The organism is Chryseobacterium polytrichastri, assembly GCF_900142445.1.
Classification (GTDB): domain Bacteria; phylum Bacteroidota; class Bacteroidia; order Flavobacteriales; family Weeksellaceae; genus Chryseobacterium; species Chryseobacterium polytrichastri.
Window position 1 is genome coordinate 1 of record NZ_FRAV01000030.1, and the last position, 19,308, is coordinate 19,308.

Here is a 19,308-nt window from a genome sequence, read left to right on the forward strand (position 1 = left end):
CCACATTTTTCGAATCATTATCTTACGCCAAACCAAATGCACAACCAGTCTGAATTGAAAATGAAAACATACAAAACAAAAAACCAAAGCAAAAATGTTTTTGCTTTGGTTTAATTATCTATTTTTGACCTATAATCTGTATCGCATTTTTAGGACCAGACAGCTAAATTACTTTATTAGTTAGATAAAGAAGAAGCGTGTACAAGCATATCAACTAACTTGTTTGAATAACCCATTTCGTTGTCATACCAAGAAACAAGTTTTACGAAGTTAGGAGAAAGCATGATACCAGCGTCTTTATCAAAGATTGAAGTTCTCTTATCTCCGATGAAGTCTTGAGAAACTACAGCATCTTCAGTATATCCAAGGATACCTTTCAATTCACCTTCAGAAGCAGCTTTGATTACTGAACAGATCTCTTCGTAAGAAGCAGCCTTTTCAATTCTCACTGTTAAATCTACTACAGAAACGTCAACAGTTGGTACTCTGAAAGACATACCTGTTAATTTTCCGTTCAATGAAGGGATTACTTTTCCTACTGCTTTAGCAGCACCTGTAGAAGAAGGAATAATATTGTTTAGAGCAGCTCTACCACCTCTCCAGTCTTTCGCAGAAGGACCATCAACAGTTTTTTGAGTTGCAGTTGTAGCGTGTACAGTTGTCATCAAACCTTCTACGATTCCGAAGTTATCGTGGATAACTTTAGCTAAAGGAGCTAAACAGTTAGTTGTACAAGATGCGTTTGATAAGATTTTGATATCGTCAGTAAGTTCAGTGTGGTTTACACCCATTACATACATTGGAGTATCATCTTTAGAAGGAGCAGAAAGAATTACTTTTTTTGCACCAGCGTTGATGTGAGCCTGAGCAGAATCTTTAGACAAGAATAAACCTGTAGATTCTACGATATAATCAGCTCCAATTTCATTCCACTTTAGGTTGTTCGGGTCTCTTTCAGCAGTTACTCTGATTCTTTTTCCGTTTACTACAAGGTCATTACCTTCTACAGAAACTTCACCTGGAAAAATCCCGTGAACTGAATCATATTTAAGCATATAAGCCATGTATGTAGCATCGATAAGGTCATTAATTCCTACTACTTCGATGTTGTCTCTTTCAGTCATTGCTCTGAAAACAAGACGTCCAATTCTACCAAACCCGTTGATACCTACTTTAATTGTTGACATAATAGTTTGTTTTAATTTATATTAAAAATATTAGATTGCTAAAATTTCTGAAATCAATAAAAGATCCTGATTGATTTCATTGTGTTTTTTAATGGCTTCTTCAATAGGAGTATACACAACGTCATTGGAACGCATTCCTGCCATCACATTTGTTTGTCCTTCCATTAATCCTGTTACGGCTCCATAACCCAGTCTGCTTGCCAATACTCTGTCTGCACAGCTTGGAGAACCTCCTCTCTGCATGTGTCCCAAGATTGCTACACGAATGTCATAATCCGGGAATTCCTTTTTTGTTTTTTCTGCTAATTCGTAAACGTTGGCTAATTTTTCACCTTCAGCCACAACAACGATGCTTGAAGCTTTTCCCGTTTTCTCGGCACTTCTGAAATTAGCAAAAAGCTCATCAATACTGTCTTTCTTTTCAGGAATCAAAATATCCAAAGCACCAGTTGCCAACCCGCTATTTAAAGCAATAAAACCGGCATCACGACCCATTACTTCTACAAAGAAAACTCTGTTGTGAGAGGTTGCGGTATCACGGATCTTATCAATCGCTTCCATGGCGGTATTCAAAGCAGTATCGTAACCAATGGTATTATCAGTTCCGAAAATATCGTTATCAATGGTTCCGGGTACACCCAAAACTTTGATTCCGAATTCTTCATTAAAGATTTTAGCCCCAGTGAAAGTTCCGTCTCCACCAATACAAACCAATGCATCAACACCGTGTTTTACACAGTTGTCATAGGCTTTCTGACGACCTTCTTTGGTTTTGAATTCCATGGATCTGGCGGATTTCAGAATGGTTCCCCCTTGGTTGATTATATTTTTTACGGAACGAGCTCCCATTTTCAGGAATTCATCGTGGATAAGGCCATTATAGCCTTCTCTTACTCCGTAGCATTCGATATTATAATAATTTGCGGTTCTTACCACCGCTCTTAATGCAGCATTCATACCCGGAGCATCACCTCCTGAAGTAAGAACGGCAATTTTTTTTACAGCACTCTCTTTCATCTAGTAAAAAATTTCGAACACAAATCTACAAAAACAAGTTCAGATAATGGTAGTAAGTTTATAAGACTTTTGAATATAAATTATTAAAAATGTCTAAAATTAGTGGGTTTAAAGATATATCTCGCAGTTTTGGTTTCGGAAGCATTTACATCCAAATCATACCAAGGCGAGGTATTTTTACTAAAAGGATTGGAAAGTAGGTGAATCGATTGAGCAGGAGTGAATCCTTCGGCTAATAAAAATAACTTTTGCCCTGCTTTGTTTTTAGCTACTCCGGCAATAAATACAACATGTCCCGGACTTCCCGGATTGATTAAAATATCTCCTGTTTTTAAATCAGAATTTTTTATAACAGGTTTTGTTTCCTTATTTAAGGATATGGTTCCGGCATAATTGAAAATCAAATCTAAATAATTTCGAAAGCTTTTATAGGAATCATCGAAGGCTGATGTTTTTCTAAAGCTTACCGAATTATCGTTAACAAAAGCTCTGATACCATTTTTATAATCATTCCAGCTGACCAGATCTCCGTTTGTAAAATGAAATTTTATCTCATCAAATTTCTTAGCTTTAAATAAATACTCAGCTCTCAGACGAATAGCAGCGTCGGCACATTGTTGTAGATCTTTAGTTCCGGTATCAATATCAAAGATGGCCTCATGAACGTTTTGTGTTGCAATGGGAGTACCATCATATTTTAAGATGGGGCTTCCGTACGGTTTCAGCTTAAAGTTCTCAATAAAGTATCCGAAGGAATCTGGTTTTTCGTCAACCCATTCATAGTCTTTTGGTGGAGAGAATCTTTCTTTGATGGTATTTTTATCTTTCTTGATTGTAACTAACGTTTCAGAAATTAAATTTTCATTTGAGTCTGTTTTTATTTGTGATGAGGTTTTATCGCTGTTACAACTTGAAAGTAATAGGAGAGTAATGAGAAATGATATTTTTTTCATGTGTATGTAATTTATTGAAAGATAAAAAGTTTTGTTGGAAAATCGCTAAGGCGCAATTTCTTTTAATAACAATATGCTTTAAGACGCAAGGATTTTATCTATGATAAAATGTAAGATGCAAATTATTACAATGTTAATGGTATAAGTGGATATTCAAAAAGGATTTAAACAACATCTTCAGGAATCAACAATTTCCCCCAATCATTCAGCTGCCAAAGAATTTTAACCAGTTTTTCTCCCAGTTCAGTTAGGCTGTATTCAACTCTGGGAGGAAGCTCGTGAAAAGATTCTTTCATTAAAATTCCATCAGCAACCATTTCATTCAGTTGTTGATTCAGAACTCTTCGGTCAACTTTAGCAATTCCGCGAAGAAATTCACTCGGACGCTTTTTGCCTTCATTGATTTGCCAGACAATAGGGATTTTCCATTTTCCACTAATGGTATTGACGGCAACTTCCAATGGACAAATTTTATTTTCTTCAACAGATTCTTTTGTATTCATAAAATTGACTTTTTTATCCCTATGGGTGAAAAATATGCGGTATTGCTTATGATGTAAAGCTTTTCGACCTTTGTAAAAATATAAAATTTTAAAGAAGGGCTCTTTCTTTACAATAGATAAAAAACTTGTTTAAACTTTTTATTTTAACCACAAAAGAGATAAAAGATTAGCATATTATTTATTTAAGTTCATAATGAACTGCAAACAAGAACACATAAGTTTAAAAAAATCTTTGATTTTTATTCTTTTGTAAGCTTTGTTTTCAAATAGTTCAACTTTAAATGAGTCAATAATAGCTTTTGTATCTTTTGTGGTTAAATTTTTTAATTAGTTTAAACAGGCTTAATATAAAGCTTATCATTAAACTGAAAAAAAGAAAACATTAGCCTTTAATGCGGTTAAATTTAGAATTAGTTTAAACAGGCTTAAAAATAAAAATAATGGAAAAACGAAAAGGCGCTCGTTCCACAAAAGATATTCCCAAAGATATTTTAGACCAATTAAATCGTGGCGAAATAGAAACGGCAAATCTTACGGAATGGTTGGCAGTAGATCAAAAAATATTGCTTGAAAATTTATTGAAACAGAATAATAGATTAGAATACCTGAAAGAGATTCTAGCACAGGTAAATGGTTTGAAAAAACAAACCGTGAATACCATCAATGAAGCAATCGGAACAGAAATTTTAAATTTGATTTTGAAAAATAAAGATGATGAATTTTTAGCTATTATTTCAACACATTCGTCAGATTTAGTGCGTTGTTGGGCAACTTATGCGATTGGTGAAGATCCTAATGTGACGATTGGTGAAAAGTTAGAAAGGATTAAAGTTTTTGCTGCAGATCAACATTTTGGTGTTCGTGAAATTTGTTGGATGGCTGTTAGGCCAGATATTTCAACTCACCTTCATGAAGCTTTGTCGATTTTATCAACTTGGACGAATAACCAAGACGAAAATGTAAGACGTTTTGCCAGCGAATCAACACGGCCACGTGGAGTTTGGTGTAGTCATATTGATGCATTAAAACAAAATCCTGAATTAGGGTTGGTGATTTTGGAGTGTATGAAATCTGATTCTTCAAAATATGTTCAGGACAGTGTTGGGAATTGGCTGAATGATGCCAGTAAATCACAACCGGATTTTGTGAGAAATCTATGTGAAAAGTGGATGGAAGAAAGCCTGACAAAAGAAACAAGATATATTGTTAAAAGAGCATTACGAACCATTCAGAAATAAAATAATCAGATCACCTCTTTTCGGTTAAATACTTCCAATATCTTTTCGGAACATGCTGGATGTGTAATTTTAAATTCTTCCTTTCAACAATATTAGTCTTCGTAAAATACCGCTGCCAAAGTGTTTGATACTGATTTTCTTCATCATGAAACTTTTGCTGATACTTATGGAAATCTAATTTTTCATCAGGATAAAAGAAATCGCAATTTTCAAGATCGAACAAGACTCCGTAGTTTCTTCTGAGGTCGTAGATCATCCATTTTTGATCCTGATAACGGTCTTTAAAATGTTTCCGGATTAAAGGAAGTACATTAAAGTCGGGATCTATTTTAGCAAAGAAAACATCATCCTGCATTTTTTCAAAACGAACAAAAGCGGTCATTCGGTGTCTTTCTCTACTAACAGATTTGCAAATCTTAGATATTTTCAGGATATCGTTGTCTGCATAGTTTTGCAGAATGTTTTCGGAGGGATTTTTTATAGATTGCTTTACGGCGGATAATATAAGCTGCTCCAATGCTATATCTTCGGATAGATAAACTTTTACCAATTCATGAATTCCTGCCTTGCCAATATTTTGTTCTAATTTATTTAAAACCCTTTCCGCTTTCTCAGTCTGAGTAATAACTTCATGAATTTCCGCAAAAATATTCTCCTGATAAAATCTTTCTTTACTTGCAATCTCCACCTCTTTATAACGATATTCGAAAACTTCAAATATTGCTGTGAAAAGGCCGTCGAAACTTCCGTCGTAGAGTAGAGTGGTCATGTTGAGTTGGAGGGTTGTTGAGTTGGAGAGTTATAGAGTTTAGGAGTTTTAGAGTGAATTGATATTTAAGCCTTAGAATTATTAGTGAAATTCGTGAAAAATATTTGTGCAATTTGTGTTTGAAATTAAATTTTATAACAAATCAATTTTAGTTCATTTTCATCCATTTCAAGGTGAAACTGACCAATTTTTTCAATTATTAATTGAATGTTTTCTAAATCTTGGATATTAGTAGAATCAATGAGTTTAGGGAAAATTAGATATTCAATTTCTTTGTATTCAAGCCAATCATTGAAAGAATTATTTCCTTCAAATCCTGTTTGCCAATAATCAAACTCAAAAATGCTATCCTCATTTAAATATAAATGCCCAATTCTATTGTTTTGAATTTTCTTGATTTCTTGAGTATTGTCCACAATTGCTTCAATCAATCTTATCCATTTTGAATTTGACATAAATTGTTGAGAAAATCTTGAAACAGCTTTCTCAATATCTTTGATTTTCTGTTCACTATATCTTAAGGCTTTTTTTGTTCTCATATTTAAAATAAAGTCAACTGCTGCGAAAACTGATTCTGAAATTTAGAAGTACTTCCGCCAACCAATAATTTTCTGAGATTAATATCAGTCAAATGTCTCAAATGAATATTTCCAGAAGCAAAATCAATAAAATATTTGGCTCTGTTTACCGCTGCTCCCAACTTTTTAAGATGATCTATTGTCAACACCTGAAAACGTCTTGCACTCACAATTTTTTGAGCTGTTTTTACGCCGATTCCTGGGATTCTTAAAATAAGTTGATACTCTGCGGTTTGTAAATTAATGGGGAATTGATGAAGATTTCTCAACGCCCAGCTTAATTTGGGGTCAACTTCCAAATCCAGAAATGGCATCGTTGGATCTAAAATTTCTTCTGCTTTAAAACCATAAAATCTCATTAGCCAATCTGATTGGTAGAGACGGTTTTCACGGAGCATGGGAACTTCTGTCGTTAAAGAAGGTAATCTTTTATCTTCCAAAACGGGAACATAACCGGAATAATAAACCCTTTTCAGATTAAAGTTTTTATAAAAATGATCAGCCACTTTGATGATTTGGAGGTCATTTTCATTCGTTGCTCCAACAATCATTTGGGTAGATTGTCCGGCAGGCGCAAACTTCGGAACTTTTCTGAAAATTTTCTTTTCGTCTTGGTATTGCGTAATTCCTTTTTGAATGTATTTCATTGGATTGAGCATATCCTGTCTGTTTTTTTCAGGAGCTAATAATTTCAATCCACTTTCTGTGGGAATTTCAATATTAATAGATAATCTGTCGGCGTACAAAGCGGCTTCCTGCATCAATTCATCACTCGCTCCGGGAATTGATTTTAAATGAATATATCCATTAAAATTTTCTTCCAAACGTAATTTTTTCGCCACACGAACCAAACGTTCCATTGTAGTGTCGGCATTTTTAAAAATACCTGAGCTTAAAAATAAGCCTTCAATATAATTTCTTCGGTAAAAATTAATGGTTAGGTCTACGACTTCTTCTACCGTAAATCCGGCTCTTTTAATATCATTTGAACTTCTGGAAACACAGTAAGCACAATCGTAAATACAATGATTGGTCAATAGAATTTTGAGAAGAGACACACATCGCCCGTCTTCGGTATAGGTATGGCAAATCCCGCTTGCAGAACTGTCTCCCAAAGCGCCTTTTTTATTCTTTCTCGAACCTCCGCTGGATGAGCACGAAACATCATATTTCGCTGCATCGGCAAGAATTTCGAGTTTTTCTTTCAGACGTTCAAAATTCATTTTTTAAATTGAAAATATTAATATTAGCTGGTGTTTTCTGTTCAAATGTAGTTCCAAAATTGATAAATATCAATCTTTTTTGATGGAAGTTATCCACAATTGGCAGAGACAAAATTACTATATTTACGGTCATTAATTTATGCGTGAAATCGTAAACTTACGATTATATCTCACTCATCATAAAAAAGATCCATATGAACCATAAACCCGTAGAAGGTTTTTCCAAACTGACAAAACAAGGGAAAATCGAGTGGCTTGTCACTGAATATCTTGAAGGAAACGAAGAATATCAAAATATATTAAAACAATATTGGAATGATAATGCTGATCTCCAGAAGCTTCATGAAGAGTTTTCTGAAAACACGATCTCCAATTTTTATATGCCTTACGGGATTGCTCCCAACTTTTTAATCGACGGAAAACTATTGGCTCTTCCGATGGCGGTTGAGGAAAGTTCTGTGGTGGCGGCAGCTTCCAAGGCAGCCAAATTCTGGATTGATAAAGGAGGTTTTAAGACAACCATTATCAATACTGAAAAATTAGGTCACACCCACTTTATATTTAACGTAGAATCTCATAAACTGCAGCATTTTTTTAATTTTAAATTAAAGAAAAAATTATTTGAGGCTACAGAAAGTATTACGGCGAACATGAGAAATCGTGGCGGTGGAATTTTAGACATTAAATTAGTTGATAAAACTTCTGAAATGGCGCATTACTATCAGCTTAAAGCAAGTTTTGATACCGTAGATTCTATGGGCGCGAATTTTATTAATTCATGTCTTGAGCAGTTCGGTAAAACACTGAAAGAAGAGGTTGCAAAAGATGAAGATTTCACACAGGAAGAAAAAGATTCTTTACAGGTTGTGATGAACATTCTTTCTAATTTCACGCCTGACTGTATTGTAAGAGCTGAGGTTTCTTGCAAAATTGAAGACTTGAAAGACGACAGCGGAATTTCCAATGAAGAGTTTGCCAGAAAATTCAAACAGGCAGTTACGATTGCTGAGATTGAACCTTTCCGTGCGACAACTCATAATAAAGGCGTGATGAATGGAGTAGATGCTGTGGTAATTGCAACAGGAAATGACTTCAGAGCAACAGAAGCTTGCGCCCATGCATATGCTGCTAGAGACGGACAATACAGATCATTAACGCATTGTACAACCGATAACGGAGTTTTCAGATTCTGGATTGATCTTCCGATTTCTGTAGGAGTTGTAGGTGGTTTAACGAATCTTCATCCTTTGGTAAAATTCTCTTTAGCTTTACTTGGTAAGCCTTCTGCTCAGGAATTGATGAGTATTTTGGCGGTTTCCGGTTTGGCTCAAAACTTTGGAGCTTTACGTTCTTTGGTGACAACAGGAATTCAGAAAGGTCATATGAAAATGCATTTATTCAATATTCTGAACCAAATGGGAGCAACGGAAGAAGAAAAGCAGCATTTTGTGACATACTTTAAAGATAAAACGGTTACGCACCACGAAGTTATCAATGAATTTAACAGATTAAGAGGACAATAATGATTCAGATAATTTTACCCATCATATTCCTGATATTTGGGATCTTTTTAAAAGTAACAAAACTAAGAGGCTTTCAAAGCTCAAAGAAATTTGGCATTATGTTTATCATTTTGGGAATCTCTACATTAGTTGCCAGATTTATTACGCTCTATTTAAACTCAAAATAGTGAGAAGTAAAATTTTATTCTTTATCTTGATTTCAGGTTTAAGTTTTTCACAACAAAAAAATGTGAAGATCAATAATCTGCAACCCAAATCTGAGGACTATGTTTTTCCGGTAGTTTCTTACAGCGAAAAACCTTCGGTAGAGGATAAGATCAATACGTATTTACAGGTAGATGGATTAGAATATATTCCAAACTCGGGAGGGAATCCTTTTAAGCTGGCTTCTACAGCTACCAATTCTTATACAAATTATGTTCAGTTTTACAGTTGGGAGCAATTGGAAACACCTAAAAATATATTGAGTATTGCCATGGATGGCGAAGCAACAGGAGCTTATCCTGAAAGTTTTTCTAATTGGAAGAATTTTGATTTGAGAACGGGGAATTATATTAATCTTCAAGATCTGTTTCAACCCAATTCAATGAAGACCGTTGAAAATTTAATTAATCAAAGGGTTAAAAAAAGGATCAGTGATTTTCTTACGGAACTTAAATCTCATAAGGATAATTCTGAGGATGGAAAAGAACAAATCGAAATCTATGAAAACTGTTTTACAGACAATACACTTGAATATTTGGAATACTTTTTTGGAAAAGATAAACTCACGGTGGTTGCAGGAAGATGTTCTAATCATGCTTCGAGAGCGTTGGATGATTTGGGAAGTCATGAAATAGCCTTTCCGTATAAGGAATTGGAAAAGTATTGGAGTTCCTATGCTCAAAATTTACTTCTTGGTTCTGAACAAATTGTTGCCCAGCCCACAATACAAAACAGATTGTATAAAGGAAAGATTGATAATAAATATCCTATTACCCTTTTGGTCAAACGAATATATGATGATGGCGTTTTTTCTGCTGTGTATTGGTATGATAAAAATAAAAAATTCATAGAATGGAGTGGAACACTTAAAAATAATCATATCTCGATCACAGAAAACGATTACCATAGTGAAGAATTAAAAGCCTGGATTCCGAGAGCTTTCATAGAAGCAGATTTGAAAGGAAATAAAATAACAGGAACCTGGCAGGATTATAAAACGAAAAAATATTTAAATCTAGAATTAGAAGAATTATAAAAATGAAAACAATAACTTTAGTCTTTGGTGCTGTTTACGGCATGTTGTCAGTAATTTTAGGTGCATTCGGCGCGCACGCTTTAAAGAAAATATTATCTGTGGAAAGACTGGAAAGTTTTGAAACAGGAGTAAGATATCAGATGTATGCTGCTTTCTTTTTATTGATTGTAGGATACATTTTAAAGTTTGAAACTTCATCAGAGAAATGGGTTTCTATTTTAATGATTGCGGGAACGATGCTATTTTCGTTCAGTATTTATTTCTTGAGTCTACAGGATTATTTAGGGGCAAACTTGAAATTTTTAGGACCTATCACACCACTTGGAGGTTTGTTGATGATTATCAGCTGGGGAATGCTGATTGTTTATTTCGCTAAGAATAGAATTTAATCATCATGATCTTATCAAAAAAAATAAATCTGCGATATTTTGTGTAGATTGTTTACCGAAAAATCAAACCATGAACCATCGTTTTTTATTATTTTTTATTGCTGTTATCATCTCTTCTGTAAGTGTTCAGAAAATGAATGCACAGGAGAAGAAACCATTAATGAATGGAAATATTTTAACTGAAGTAAAAAATATACAAAAACGTTTTTCTGATAGCGTTCAACGATATGATTATAAAAAAGATCAGGTTTTATATGGCCAAAAGTACAAAGCTTTTTATGGTGAAAAATTAGACAATCTAAAAAATCTGTATCAAAAGATCTATGACAAAGAGGTGATGATCGGAAAAATAGATCCTAATATTTCGTTTAAAGCAACGGGCGGAATACAGACCGAAAATAATGTTCCTCAAACAGGAAGCAACCCTCCGGAGCAAGTGAAAAATGCTCCTATTGATATTAGCGAAGTTGAAAATTTCCAACTGCTTGCAGAGTTGCAAAAACGCTTAACAGCTGAATTTCCTGTTTACTTAGTAAATGATTATGATGGAGGAACGTATCGTTGTCATTTGAATTTTATGATTGATATCGATGGGAAATTCAAAAACGTAAAATATAAAGGAGCTTCCGATACAGAATTCGGTATCATCAGTGCATTGTTCCTGTACGCCATTGGAGGCTTGGGAAAACCTTTACTGTATCATAAAAAACCGATTGTACAAAACTTTGCACAACCCATTGTGTTAAGATTCGAATAAATAAAACACGTATTATAAAAGCTGAAATATTCAGTAAAGGCAAATGATGATATTCTTTTAGTATTTAAAATAAATTAAAATGAAAATCAACAGAAGAAGGCGAATTATCAAAACATTTGATCTTTTGGATCAACCCATTAGGTTTAATCCGTTTGTGTTTAGCCGGACTTTTTTTATGTGGGCTTTTACAGGCTTGGTAGGTGGAATTATTGCCGGATTATATTGGATCGTGCTTGAATATTTTACCGAATTTTTAGCTCAATTTCAGGGTTGGATGGTTATTCCTACGATGGCGATTTGTGGATTACTGGCAGGATTAGTCATTCACTTTATCGGAGATCCGGGAGAAATTCATTTGATCGTCAATAATATTAGATTTAATAAAGGAAAATTAGAACCGAAAAATAATCCTTCCATGATTTTGTCATCTCTTTTTTGTGTGGCATCAGGAGGAAGTTTAGGGCCTGAAGCGCCTTTGGTGCAGGTGACAGGTTCTACAGGAACTTGGCTGGGGAAAATTTTCAGATTGAAAGGAGAAGAATTACGTTCTTTAAGTATTGCCGGAATGGCATCCGGTTTTACGGCGCTGTTCGGCGCTCCGCTTGGGGGAAGTCTTTTCTCTTTAGAAATTCTACATCACAAACATGCGGTTGAATATTATAAAGCCATTATTCCTGCGTTGGTAGCGAGTTGTTTCAGTTATCTGATGTTTGCTTTGATCATCCATTTAGGAATCGGGGCGACTTGGGATTTGAAGGCCTATCATTACACAGGAGTTTATGATTTTGCCTATGCAACGGCTTTTGGAATTGTAGGAACGTTGTTTGGTTGGATTTTTATTTTTGTGGTTAAATTTTTCAAGAAAGTTTTTGAATACAGAAATTTACCCATTTATATTAAAACGTTTGTAGGCGGCGTTATTTTAGGAATTATCGCTTTTTATTTTCCCATTACAAGATATTTTGGACACAACGAGATCAACCAAATCATCAATGGAAATTTTGCTTTAAACTTTTTAATTTTAATCTTAATTTTTAAAATATTAGCCATTGCCATTACCGTAACTTCGGGTTGGAGAGGAGGTTTTATTATTCCGCTTTTCTTTGTGGGAACAACGTTGGGATTAATTATCCATAACTTATTTCCAACCGTTGATACTACGCTGGCGATTGTAAGTTGTATGGCTGCGATTAATGCCTGTGTAACAAGAACTCCCATGAGTACAACGATTATTTTAGGAACCTTAACAGGATTTACCTATTTCGTTCCTATTCTTTTTGCGAGTTTAACAGGATATTTCTTAGCACCAAGAATTCCATTTATTGGTTCTCAGTCTGAAAAACTGGCTGAGGAATAAAGCGTTGTTTTAACAAATTAGAATAATAAACTTGTTTACAGTTTTTCTTTTAACCACAAAAGAGTCAAAAGAATTAAGCATTATTTAAGTTAATCATAAACTGTAAATAAGTACACATGAGTTTTAAAAAAAATCTTTGATTTTTCTTCTTTTGTAAGCTTATGTTTTCAAGATAGCTAAGCTTTAAATAGTTTAATAGTAGCTTTTGTACCTTTTGTGTTTAAATTTTTAATTAGCTTAAACAGACTTAACATTATTTTTCAGTTCAAATTTGAAATCAGAATACAAATAAAAAAGTTCAGATGTATTTCTGAACTTTTTAGTTTTATAGAGAGAAATTTTCTTTCATCCATTTCAGCTTATTAAAGCTTTTCAGGAATTTTGTTTTAATGGAAATAAACTTTTCCTGAGCATCGATGACTTTATTTTCTCTTGAATTGATGAGGAAAAGAGAACTTTCCCCATTGCTGTATTTGGTTTCTTCTGCAGCAAGAAGTTTTTGATAGTTAACGAGATTGTTTTGTGAAAGATCAATTTGTGCATGGTAATTCAATACTTCATTTTTATAGGTCTCAATCTTGGTGTCGAGTTCTCTCTTTTTAAGCTGCGTGTCGAGCTGATTCTGTTCTATTTTGATCTTAGCTATTTGATGATTGGCTCTCGCTTCTCTTTGAAAAACCGGAATTTCAAGCTTTAATCCATATTGGAAATTATTGTCAAAGAGGGGAAGGTAATCAGCGCTGTAGTTTTCTTTGTTAAAAAAATTATAGGTAAAATCTGCTTTAGGAAGTAAGCTCTGCCACTTCAATTTACGTTCACTTTCTAAAATAGAATGTTTCTGGGTGTAATACAAAATAGACAAATGATTGTCTGTTGTTTTGGTTTGAAGTTCGTCAAGAAGAAATTCAAAATCTGAATAAGCAGTATGTTCCGAAAGATTATCTGCTGGATAAATGAGCTGTGAAATTTCATATAATTCTTGCTTATCTTTCCATAAAAATAATTGGAGCTGCTGAGTGTTTTTTACAAAATTTAAATACGCTTCTCTTTGTTGAAGTTCAAAACTCTGCAATTGCGATAGAGCCTCTACAGTATCTATGGCTGCTCTTTCTCCGTATTCAAAAGTCTTTTGGGTAAGGTCTAAACGATTTTTATTAATCTCAACGGCTTTGGTTTGTAATCGGTAAACCTCAAAACTTTGTACCCATTCCCAATACGTATTTTCTGCATTCAGAAGAAGATCATTGGTTAAAACTGTTTGTTCTGCTTCTGTCATTTTCAAGGCAAATTTTGCCTGATCCAGCATTGCTCTTCGTTTGTCGTACAGAAGATTCTTCGCTAAAGGAATTGTAATTCCCATCTGATAAAGTCCGCCCTTGGTATCACTGGAATTCAGTTTTTGACCATCCAAATAATTATAGCTTGCGGTAAGATCAATTCCATACCATGTTGGAATTCCAAGTTCTATATTTTTTTGTTCGTAATATTGGGTTCCGTCAATATTTTTTTCTCCAATCTTTCCTCCTAATATGGGATCAAAGCTGCCTCTTGCTTTTGTAATTTCAGATTGAGCCATTGTATTTTGAAGCTGATATTTTAATGCTAGCGGATGATAATTTTTTACGACCGCAATAAATTCCTGTGCAGAAATTTTAAGGGAATCCTGTGCCCAACCATTTTGAAAAAAAGACAAGATGATAATGAAAAGAATTTTATTTTGCTTTTTCATATTTAATAGATTGGTCGTTTTTTATTTCATAATAATCAGGAGGAAACCCATTGATATTTCTCCATAGTTCATACCATACAGGAACATCGTTAAGAATGGCAATTCCCTGTACTCCGGCTCCCATTTTAATTTTTGGTGGCCATTGTTTTTCATTTTTATCCTCAATCACGAATGCTTTAAAAAGTCCGTTTGCGCTAATGTTATTTTCTACAGCCACTACTTTCCCCGCAAATGTTCCATAGCTTGAATTAGGCCAACCTGAAAATACGATGGCAGGAAAACCGTCGAAGATGCACATCACCCGTTGTCCTTCTTTTACCAATGGGAGGTCTACAGGTTTGATGTAAATTTCTACCGCATAATTTACATTGGTAGGGACAATCGTTCCTATGTTTTCTCCATCTTTCAGCACTTCGCCAATACCGGCTTTATTGAGTTGTACCACTTGTCCGTCCTGTGATGCAATGATAAAATATAAACCTTGCCTGGCTTTATAGTTGGCTACCTGATTTTCAAGTTTGGCAATATCACCATCACTTCCTTCAATCTGGCCCATATTCTGAAAACGGTCTCCCTCTGTCTTACTTAACTTTTCTGTGTAATCCTGTATCACTGAGTTTTGTTCAATTCCTATATTCGAAATTTCCTGACGGGTTTGGGCGACTTTATTTTCTGATGCTGATTTTTTTGCCACCGCATTTTGATACGAAATACTTCTCTGTTGAAACTGGGTAAGAGAAACCAATCCTTCATCATACATTTTTTTCTGTCTCGAAAACTGATCTTCAGAAAGGCTGAGTTCATTGATTGCAGCAGCTAATTCGGCTTCTTCGCCTGTAAGTTTATTGTTGAGCTGGCTGATCTTTATTTTTAACTGATTCAGTTTAAGATCTCTTGCCGCATGCAATGCCTGAAACTGATTGTTAACCGTTCCTACCTTAGCTTCATAATATTCTCTTACTCCTTTTTTAGCATTTACCTGATCTTGGGTTCTCTGTACCAAAAGAGGATCTAGGTAGTCATCTTTTATTTCTGAAAGCTGTAGCAGAGTATCTCCTTTTTTTACGTAATCTCCATTTTTAATATTCCACTTGATGATTTTACCCGGAATAGGAGAGTTCAGCTGTTGAGGACGCTGTTCCTGATAAAGAGAGGTCACGCTTCCCTTTACTTTTATATTCTGTGTCCATGGGAGAAATAAGGTAATGATGCCTCCAATAAAAATAAAAAGAAACCATCTTTTTACCCTTGATTTTTTATGAATATGATATATTTTGTCAAATGACTGTAGTTTCATTGTGCTCAATTTTTATGATATAACTTTTAAGGTGCCTTCTTCCATATGAAGATGCTGATCTGCAAACTGCAATACGTCTTCACTCTGCGAAACAATGATAATGGTTGTTCTTTCTTTGATCTGCAGCAGATATTCTATCATTTTATCCTGATATTCTTCACGGATGCCTGCAAAAGGATTTTCAAGAATAATGAGTCTTTTTTCACCTAAAAGAGCACGGAGCAACAATATTTTTTTCTTTGAACTAAAGGTGATTTCAGAATCTGTTTCGCTTACTTCGGTGAAGAAACCGTTGCTGAAGAGGCTTGAAATATTTTCTATTCCCAGCTTTTCAGAAAGCTCAAGAATATCTTCTGTATTGCTTTGGTTGTTGCCTAATAATATATTTTCTTTTACCGTTCCCTGTATGATTTTCATATTCTCCAGATATAGGCTGATTGTGTTTCTCAGCTGTTTCTTATCAATATTTTTTAATGGAGTTTTATCAAAAAGTATCGTTCCCGAGCTAGGTTCAAAAAAACCGGTGATCATATTGAGAAGAAGAGATTTCCCGGTTCCCAGTTTTCCTGTTAAAACCGTAATGCTGTTTTCCGGAATTTTAAAATTTAAATCAGAAAGAATGGGAATATTATCATTAAATGAAAATTGTACATTTTTAAATTCTATCTCTGTTCCTTTGTCTTTCTGAGAGAGCACGATCTCGCCATTTTGCTCTTCTTTAAGCCCTGTTATTTTAGAAAGTTTTGCGAAAGAAGCGATGAGGTCATAATAGCTTTCAAGACTCACAATCAGTTTTTCTACTGCCGACATGATGCTTAAAACCACAATTTCAGTAGCAATGAAAGCGCCAATATTAAGTTTTTGATTGATTAAAAGATAGGTGCCGATCGCAAGCATAGCCAACGTAATGATGACTTTAAAAGCGATAATGGTTTTGTATTGAAAGACAAGTACTCTAAAATGAGAAGTTCTGTGATGAAGATATTCTACCACTCTGTCATCGGTTCCTTTTAAATGAACAGCGCTTTCAGAATGCATTTTAAAAGTTTTTACAGAACCTGCAATATCCTCGATCCATGCTGCGGTGTCATATTTTTTGTTGCTTTCTTCAATGCTAGATTTTATTCCGCTTTCCATCGTGTATCGAAATATAATAACCACAGAAATCACAACCAATGCTGCAAAGGCTAAAAACCAAAGATGATAAAACGAAAGTAAAAGGATTCCAAAAAAGATTTGTATCAGTGCAGTAGGAATTTCTAAAAGAATTTTTGAGATTCCCTTTTGTAGATTTTGAATGTCAAAAAAACGATTGACAAGCTCTGGAAGATAATATTTTCGGGTGTAGGAAAGATCTACTTTTGGGATTTTATCTGCAATTTCTATGGAGAATTCTACAAATATCTTTTGCTGTATTTTCTCGATGATCTGGATGACCTTTAATCTGAAGTATCCTGCAAGCCAGGTTCCGATCACCACAAAAAAGATGAGGATATAAATGGAAGTCGTCATCGTTGCTCCCATCACAAAACTCACAATAGACTGGATTCCCAAAGGAATACTTAGGAGAACGAGACCGTTAAGAATTGCATAAAAATAAATATTGGTAACATCTTTTTTTTCTTTTGTAATGTAGCGGATGAGCCTTTTACCCTGTTCATTAGCTGTTATTTCCATTTTTCTTATTTAGTAAGGTTAATGTTTTTAAATAATTCTAAATTTTTAGTTGATATTTTTCGTTACGGCTGTCGACGGATTTTAGAAATTGTTCATTGGTAAACTTTTTCAAATAGAGTAGAATCAATGAGATTGATTTGAGGACTATTTTTTGAATGATAATTTCAAATCTGTTATCGAAGATCAGTGCCGATATTTTTTCAGTATGGAATTACTGATTTTATTTTTTGTAGAATCTTTTAACGAAAGTCCTTCATAGACTTTGAATTTTGGTTGAAAATTCATGGAGTTTTATATATTATTTCGGGGATTCAAAGATAATATATGGGATTTGTTAATGTTCTTATCTACATTAGAATGGTATTAAAATGTGATTAGAATATCAGAGATACATTCAGATTTTTTATGATGATGAGCTCGTTATTCATACATTCGCTGTGTAAAATTTTAAGAAGATCAACATGAAACTTGCCCAAAGCGTTAAAAGTTCTATAAATTTCTTTTTAAGCTTGTTCATTTTTAGTAAATTTGTCAACCTTTAAAGTTTAAAATAAAATAATAAAAATAATATGAATCTTCACGAGTATCAATCAAAAGAGATTTTATCAAAATACGGAGTTGCTATCCAACGTGGTTTCGTAGCGAACAATGTAGAAGAAGCTGTAGCAGCTGCTGAAAAATTGACTGCTGAAACTGGAGCTCAGGCTTGGGTTGTAAAAGCACAAATTCACGCAGGTGGTCGTGGTAAAGGTGGTGGTGTAAAGTTCTCTCCAAACATGGATAAGCTTAAAGAAAACGCTCAGAACATTATCGGAATGCAGTTGGTAACTCCACAAACTTCTGCTGAAGGTAAAAAAGTACACTCTGTTTTGGTTGCAGAAGATGTTTATTATCCGGGAGAAACTGAAACTAAAGAATTTTATGTTTCTATTCTTTTAGATAGAGCTGAAGGTAAAAATACAATCGTATATTCTACTGAAGGTGGTATGGATATTGAGCACGTTGCTGAAGTAACTCCTCATTTGATCCACAAAGAAATTATTGATCCTGCTTTAGGTCTTCAAGGTTTCCAGGCTAGAAAAATTGCTTTCAACTTAGGTCTTGAAGGAAATGCATTTAAAGAATTCACAAAATTCATTGCATCTCTTTACAATGCTTATACAGGAATTGATGCATCTCTTTTTGAAATCAACCCTGTGTTGAAAACTTCTGACAACAAAATTATCGCTGTAGATGCTAAAGTAACTTTGGATGGTAACGCATTGTTCCGTCACAAAGATCTTGAAGCGTTGAGAGATACAAGAGAAGAAGATCCTATGGATGTTGAAGCTGGTGAAGCTGGTCTTAACTTCGTAAAACTAGACGGTAACGTTGCTTGTATGGTAAACGGTGCTGGTCTTGCAATGGCAACTATGGATATCATTAAATTATCTGGTGGTAGCCCTGCTAACTTCTTGGACGTTGGAGGTACTGCTGATGCTCAGAGAGTACAAACTGCTTTCGGAATCATCTTAAGAGATCCAAACGTAAAAGCAATCTTGATCAACATCTTCGGAGGTATCGTAAGATGTGACAGAGTTGCTCAAGGTGTTGTAGATGCTTACAGAGCGATGGGTAGCCTTCCGGTTCCATTGATCGTAAGATTACAAGGAACTAACGCTGTTGAAGCTAAAAAATTAATTGATGAGTCAGGTCTTCCTGTACACTCTGCAATTACTTTAGAAGAAGCTGCAAACAAAGTAAAAGAAGTTTTAGCATAAGCCTAAAATTTTCAGATATAATTAAAACCGTTTCATTTTTTGAAACGGTTTTTTTTGTTAAAAATTTATCAATTTATTTTAAAATTGTTATTTTTACAAGTAACACCTTTG

17 protein-coding genes are annotated in these 19,308 nt (G+C 34.3%); 7 read left to right on the forward strand and 10 right to left on the reverse strand.

Annotated elements, in window-relative coordinates:
* Positions 1 to 176: 176 nt before the first annotated feature.
* The 4 genes from gap to BUB80_RS16830 all read right to left on the reverse strand — a co-directional run bounded on the left by gap (position 177) and on the right by BUB80_RS16830 (position 3,660).
* The gene (gene gap, locus BUB80_RS16815) at positions 177 to 1,187 is read right to left on the reverse strand and encodes a type I glyceraldehyde-3-phosphate dehydrogenase (protein ID WP_073295232.1); all 1,011 of its coding nucleotides are present in this window, start codon (positions 1,185 to 1,187) and stop codon (positions 177 to 179) included.
* A 30-nt stretch (positions 1,188 to 1,217) separates the two neighbouring features.
* Complete coding sequence (gene pfkA, locus BUB80_RS16820; RefSeq protein WP_073295237.1) at positions 1,218 to 2,204, reverse strand: 6-phosphofructokinase; 987 nt, start codon at positions 2,202 to 2,204, stop codon at positions 1,218 to 1,220.
* 83 nt (positions 2,205 to 2,287) lie between these two features.
* The gene (locus BUB80_RS16825; RefSeq protein WP_073295242.1) at positions 2,288 to 3,157 is read right to left on the reverse strand and encodes a DUF4846 domain-containing protein; all 870 of its coding nucleotides are present in this window, start codon (positions 3,155 to 3,157) and stop codon (positions 2,288 to 2,290) included.
* A gap of 164 nt (positions 3,158 to 3,321) precedes the next feature.
* Positions 3,322 to 3,660 (reverse strand): winged helix-turn-helix transcriptional regulator, encoded by a 339-nt coding sequence (locus tag BUB80_RS16830; RefSeq protein WP_073295244.1) that lies wholly within the window; start codon positions 3,658 to 3,660, stop codon positions 3,322 to 3,324.
* A 440-nt stretch (positions 3,661 to 4,100) separates the two neighbouring features.
* Between BUB80_RS16830 and BUB80_RS16835 the strand changes: the two genes are divergently transcribed.
* Complete coding sequence (locus BUB80_RS16835; protein WP_073295247.1) at positions 4,101 to 4,898, forward strand: DNA alkylation repair protein; 798 nt, start codon at positions 4,101 to 4,103, stop codon at positions 4,896 to 4,898.
* A 10-nt stretch (positions 4,899 to 4,908) separates the two neighbouring features.
* Here the strand turns inward: BUB80_RS16835 and BUB80_RS16840 are convergent, their stop codons facing one another.
* The 3 genes from BUB80_RS16840 to BUB80_RS16850 form a co-directional block, all read right to left on the reverse strand.
* Entirely contained in the window at positions 4,909 to 5,667 is a 759-nt protein-coding gene (locus BUB80_RS16840; RefSeq protein ID WP_073295249.1) for a TIGR03915 family putative DNA repair protein, read from the reverse strand.
* 125 nt (positions 5,668 to 5,792) lie between these two features.
* On the reverse strand, positions 5,793 to 6,206 hold the full coding sequence (locus BUB80_RS16845) for a hypothetical protein (RefSeq protein WP_073295252.1): 414 nt from the start codon (positions 6,204 to 6,206) through the stop codon (positions 5,793 to 5,795).
* Between the two features lie 2 nt (positions 6,207 to 6,208).
* Positions 6,209 to 7,468 carry a putative DNA modification/repair radical SAM protein gene (locus BUB80_RS16850; RefSeq protein WP_073295255.1) on the reverse strand — a complete coding sequence of 420 codons (1,260 nt, stop codon included), beginning with the start codon at positions 7,466 to 7,468 and terminating at the stop codon, positions 6,209 to 6,211.
* 194 nt (positions 7,469 to 7,662) lie between these two features.
* Here BUB80_RS16850 and BUB80_RS16855 point away from each other — a divergent pair, with 194 nt between their 5' ends.
* From BUB80_RS16855 to BUB80_RS16875, 5 genes are all read left to right on the forward strand, one after another.
* A complete protein-coding gene (locus tag BUB80_RS16855; RefSeq protein ID WP_073295258.1) occupies positions 7,663 to 8,991 on the forward strand; it encodes a hydroxymethylglutaryl-CoA reductase, degradative in 1,329 nt (442 codons plus the stop codon).
* A gap of 166 nt (positions 8,992 to 9,157) precedes the next feature.
* Positions 9,158 to 10,231 carry a hypothetical protein gene (locus tag BUB80_RS16860; RefSeq protein WP_073295261.1) on the forward strand — a complete coding sequence of 358 codons (1,074 nt, stop codon included), beginning with the start codon at positions 9,158 to 9,160 and terminating at the stop codon, positions 10,229 to 10,231.
* Between the two features lie 2 nt (positions 10,232 to 10,233).
* The gene (locus BUB80_RS16865) at positions 10,234 to 10,620 is read left to right on the forward strand and encodes a DUF423 domain-containing protein (protein WP_054511731.1); all 387 of its coding nucleotides are present in this window, start codon (positions 10,234 to 10,236) and stop codon (positions 10,618 to 10,620) included.
* Positions 10,621 to 10,690: 70 nt separating this feature from the next.
* Positions 10,691 to 11,377 carry a hypothetical protein gene (locus BUB80_RS16870; RefSeq protein ID WP_073295264.1) on the forward strand — a complete coding sequence of 229 codons (687 nt, stop codon included), beginning with the start codon at positions 10,691 to 10,693 and terminating at the stop codon, positions 11,375 to 11,377.
* A 79-nt stretch (positions 11,378 to 11,456) separates the two neighbouring features.
* On the forward strand, positions 11,457 to 12,734 hold the full coding sequence (locus tag BUB80_RS16875) for a chloride channel protein (RefSeq protein WP_073295267.1): 1,278 nt from the start codon (positions 11,457 to 11,459) through the stop codon (positions 12,732 to 12,734).
* Positions 12,735 to 13,059: 325 nt separating this feature from the next.
* Here BUB80_RS16875 and BUB80_RS16880 read toward each other — a convergent pair whose 3' ends face one another.
* From BUB80_RS16880 to BUB80_RS16890, 3 genes are read right to left on the reverse strand one after another with little or no spacing between them, the layout of a single operon-like run.
* Positions 13,060 to 14,463 carry a TolC family protein gene (locus BUB80_RS16880; RefSeq protein WP_073295269.1) on the reverse strand — a complete coding sequence of 468 codons (1,404 nt, stop codon included), beginning with the start codon at positions 14,461 to 14,463 and terminating at the stop codon, positions 13,060 to 13,062.
* Complete coding sequence (locus BUB80_RS16885; protein WP_073295272.1) at positions 14,447 to 15,760, reverse strand: HlyD family secretion protein; 1,314 nt, start codon at positions 15,758 to 15,760, stop codon at positions 14,447 to 14,449. Before BUB80_RS16885 ends, BUB80_RS16880 begins: the two co-directional genes overlap by 17 nt.
* Positions 15,761 to 15,772: 12 nt before the next feature.
* Complete coding sequence (locus BUB80_RS16890) at positions 15,773 to 17,437, reverse strand: peptidase domain-containing ABC transporter (RefSeq protein ID WP_073295275.1); 1,665 nt, start codon at positions 17,435 to 17,437, stop codon at positions 15,773 to 15,775.
* A 569-nt stretch (positions 17,438 to 18,006) separates the two neighbouring features.
* Between BUB80_RS16890 and sucC the strand changes: the two genes are divergently transcribed.
* A complete protein-coding gene (gene sucC, locus BUB80_RS16895; protein WP_073295277.1) occupies positions 18,007 to 19,197 on the forward strand; it encodes an ADP-forming succinate--CoA ligase subunit beta in 1,191 nt (396 codons plus the stop codon).
* Positions 19,198 to 19,308: the final 111 nt, after the last annotated feature.

What these genes read in the sequence shown, in the direction of transcription:
- BUB80_RS16870 (WP_073295264.1), top strand. Translation starts at nt 10,691, where the DNA reads ATGAACCATCGTTTTTTATTATTTTTTATTGCTGTTATCATCTCTTCT.
- BUB80_RS16855 (WP_073295258.1), top strand. Translation starts at nt 7,663, where the DNA reads ATGAACCATAAACCCGTAGAAGGTTTTTCCAAACTGACAAAACAAGGG.
- pfkA (WP_073295237.1), bottom strand. Translation starts at nt 2,204, where the DNA reads ATGAAAGAGAGTGCTGTAAAAAAAATTGCCGTTCTTACTTCAGGAGGT.
- BUB80_RS16825 (WP_073295242.1), bottom strand. Translation starts at nt 3,157, where the DNA reads ATGAAAAAAATATCATTTCTCATTACTCTCCTATTACTTTCAAGTTGT.
- BUB80_RS16830 (WP_073295244.1), bottom strand. Translation starts at nt 3,660, where the DNA reads ATGAATACAAAAGAATCTGTTGAAGAAAATAAAATTTGTCCATTGGAA.
- BUB80_RS16840 (WP_073295249.1), bottom strand. Translation starts at nt 5,667, where the DNA reads ATGACCACTCTACTCTACGACGGAAGTTTCGACGGCCTTTTCACAGCA.
- BUB80_RS16885 (WP_073295272.1), bottom strand. Translation starts at nt 15,760, where the DNA reads ATGAAACTACAGTCATTTGACAAAATATATCATATTCATAAAAAATCA.
- BUB80_RS16850 (WP_073295255.1), bottom strand. Translation starts at nt 7,468, where the DNA reads ATGAATTTTGAACGTCTGAAAGAAAAACTCGAAATTCTTGCCGATGCA.
- BUB80_RS16835 (WP_073295247.1), top strand. Translation starts at nt 4,101, where the DNA reads ATGGAAAAACGAAAAGGCGCTCGTTCCACAAAAGATATTCCCAAAGAT.
- BUB80_RS16845 (WP_073295252.1), bottom strand. Translation starts at nt 6,206, where the DNA reads ATGAGAACAAAAAAAGCCTTAAGATATAGTGAACAGAAAATCAAAGAT.
- sucC (WP_073295277.1), top strand. Translation starts at nt 18,007, where the DNA reads ATGAATCTTCACGAGTATCAATCAAAAGAGATTTTATCAAAATACGGA.
- BUB80_RS16875 (WP_073295267.1), top strand. Translation starts at nt 11,457, where the DNA reads ATGAAAATCAACAGAAGAAGGCGAATTATCAAAACATTTGATCTTTTG.
- BUB80_RS16880 (WP_073295269.1), bottom strand. Translation starts at nt 14,463, where the DNA reads ATGAAAAAGCAAAATAAAATTCTTTTCATTATCATCTTGTCTTTTTTT.
- BUB80_RS16865 (WP_054511731.1), top strand. Translation starts at nt 10,234, where the DNA reads ATGAAAACAATAACTTTAGTCTTTGGTGCTGTTTACGGCATGTTGTCA.
- gap (WP_073295232.1), bottom strand. Translation starts at nt 1,187, where the DNA reads ATGTCAACAATTAAAGTAGGTATCAACGGGTTTGGTAGAATTGGACGT.
- BUB80_RS16890 (WP_073295275.1), bottom strand. Translation starts at nt 17,437, where the DNA reads ATGGAAATAACAGCTAATGAACAGGGTAAAAGGCTCATCCGCTACATT.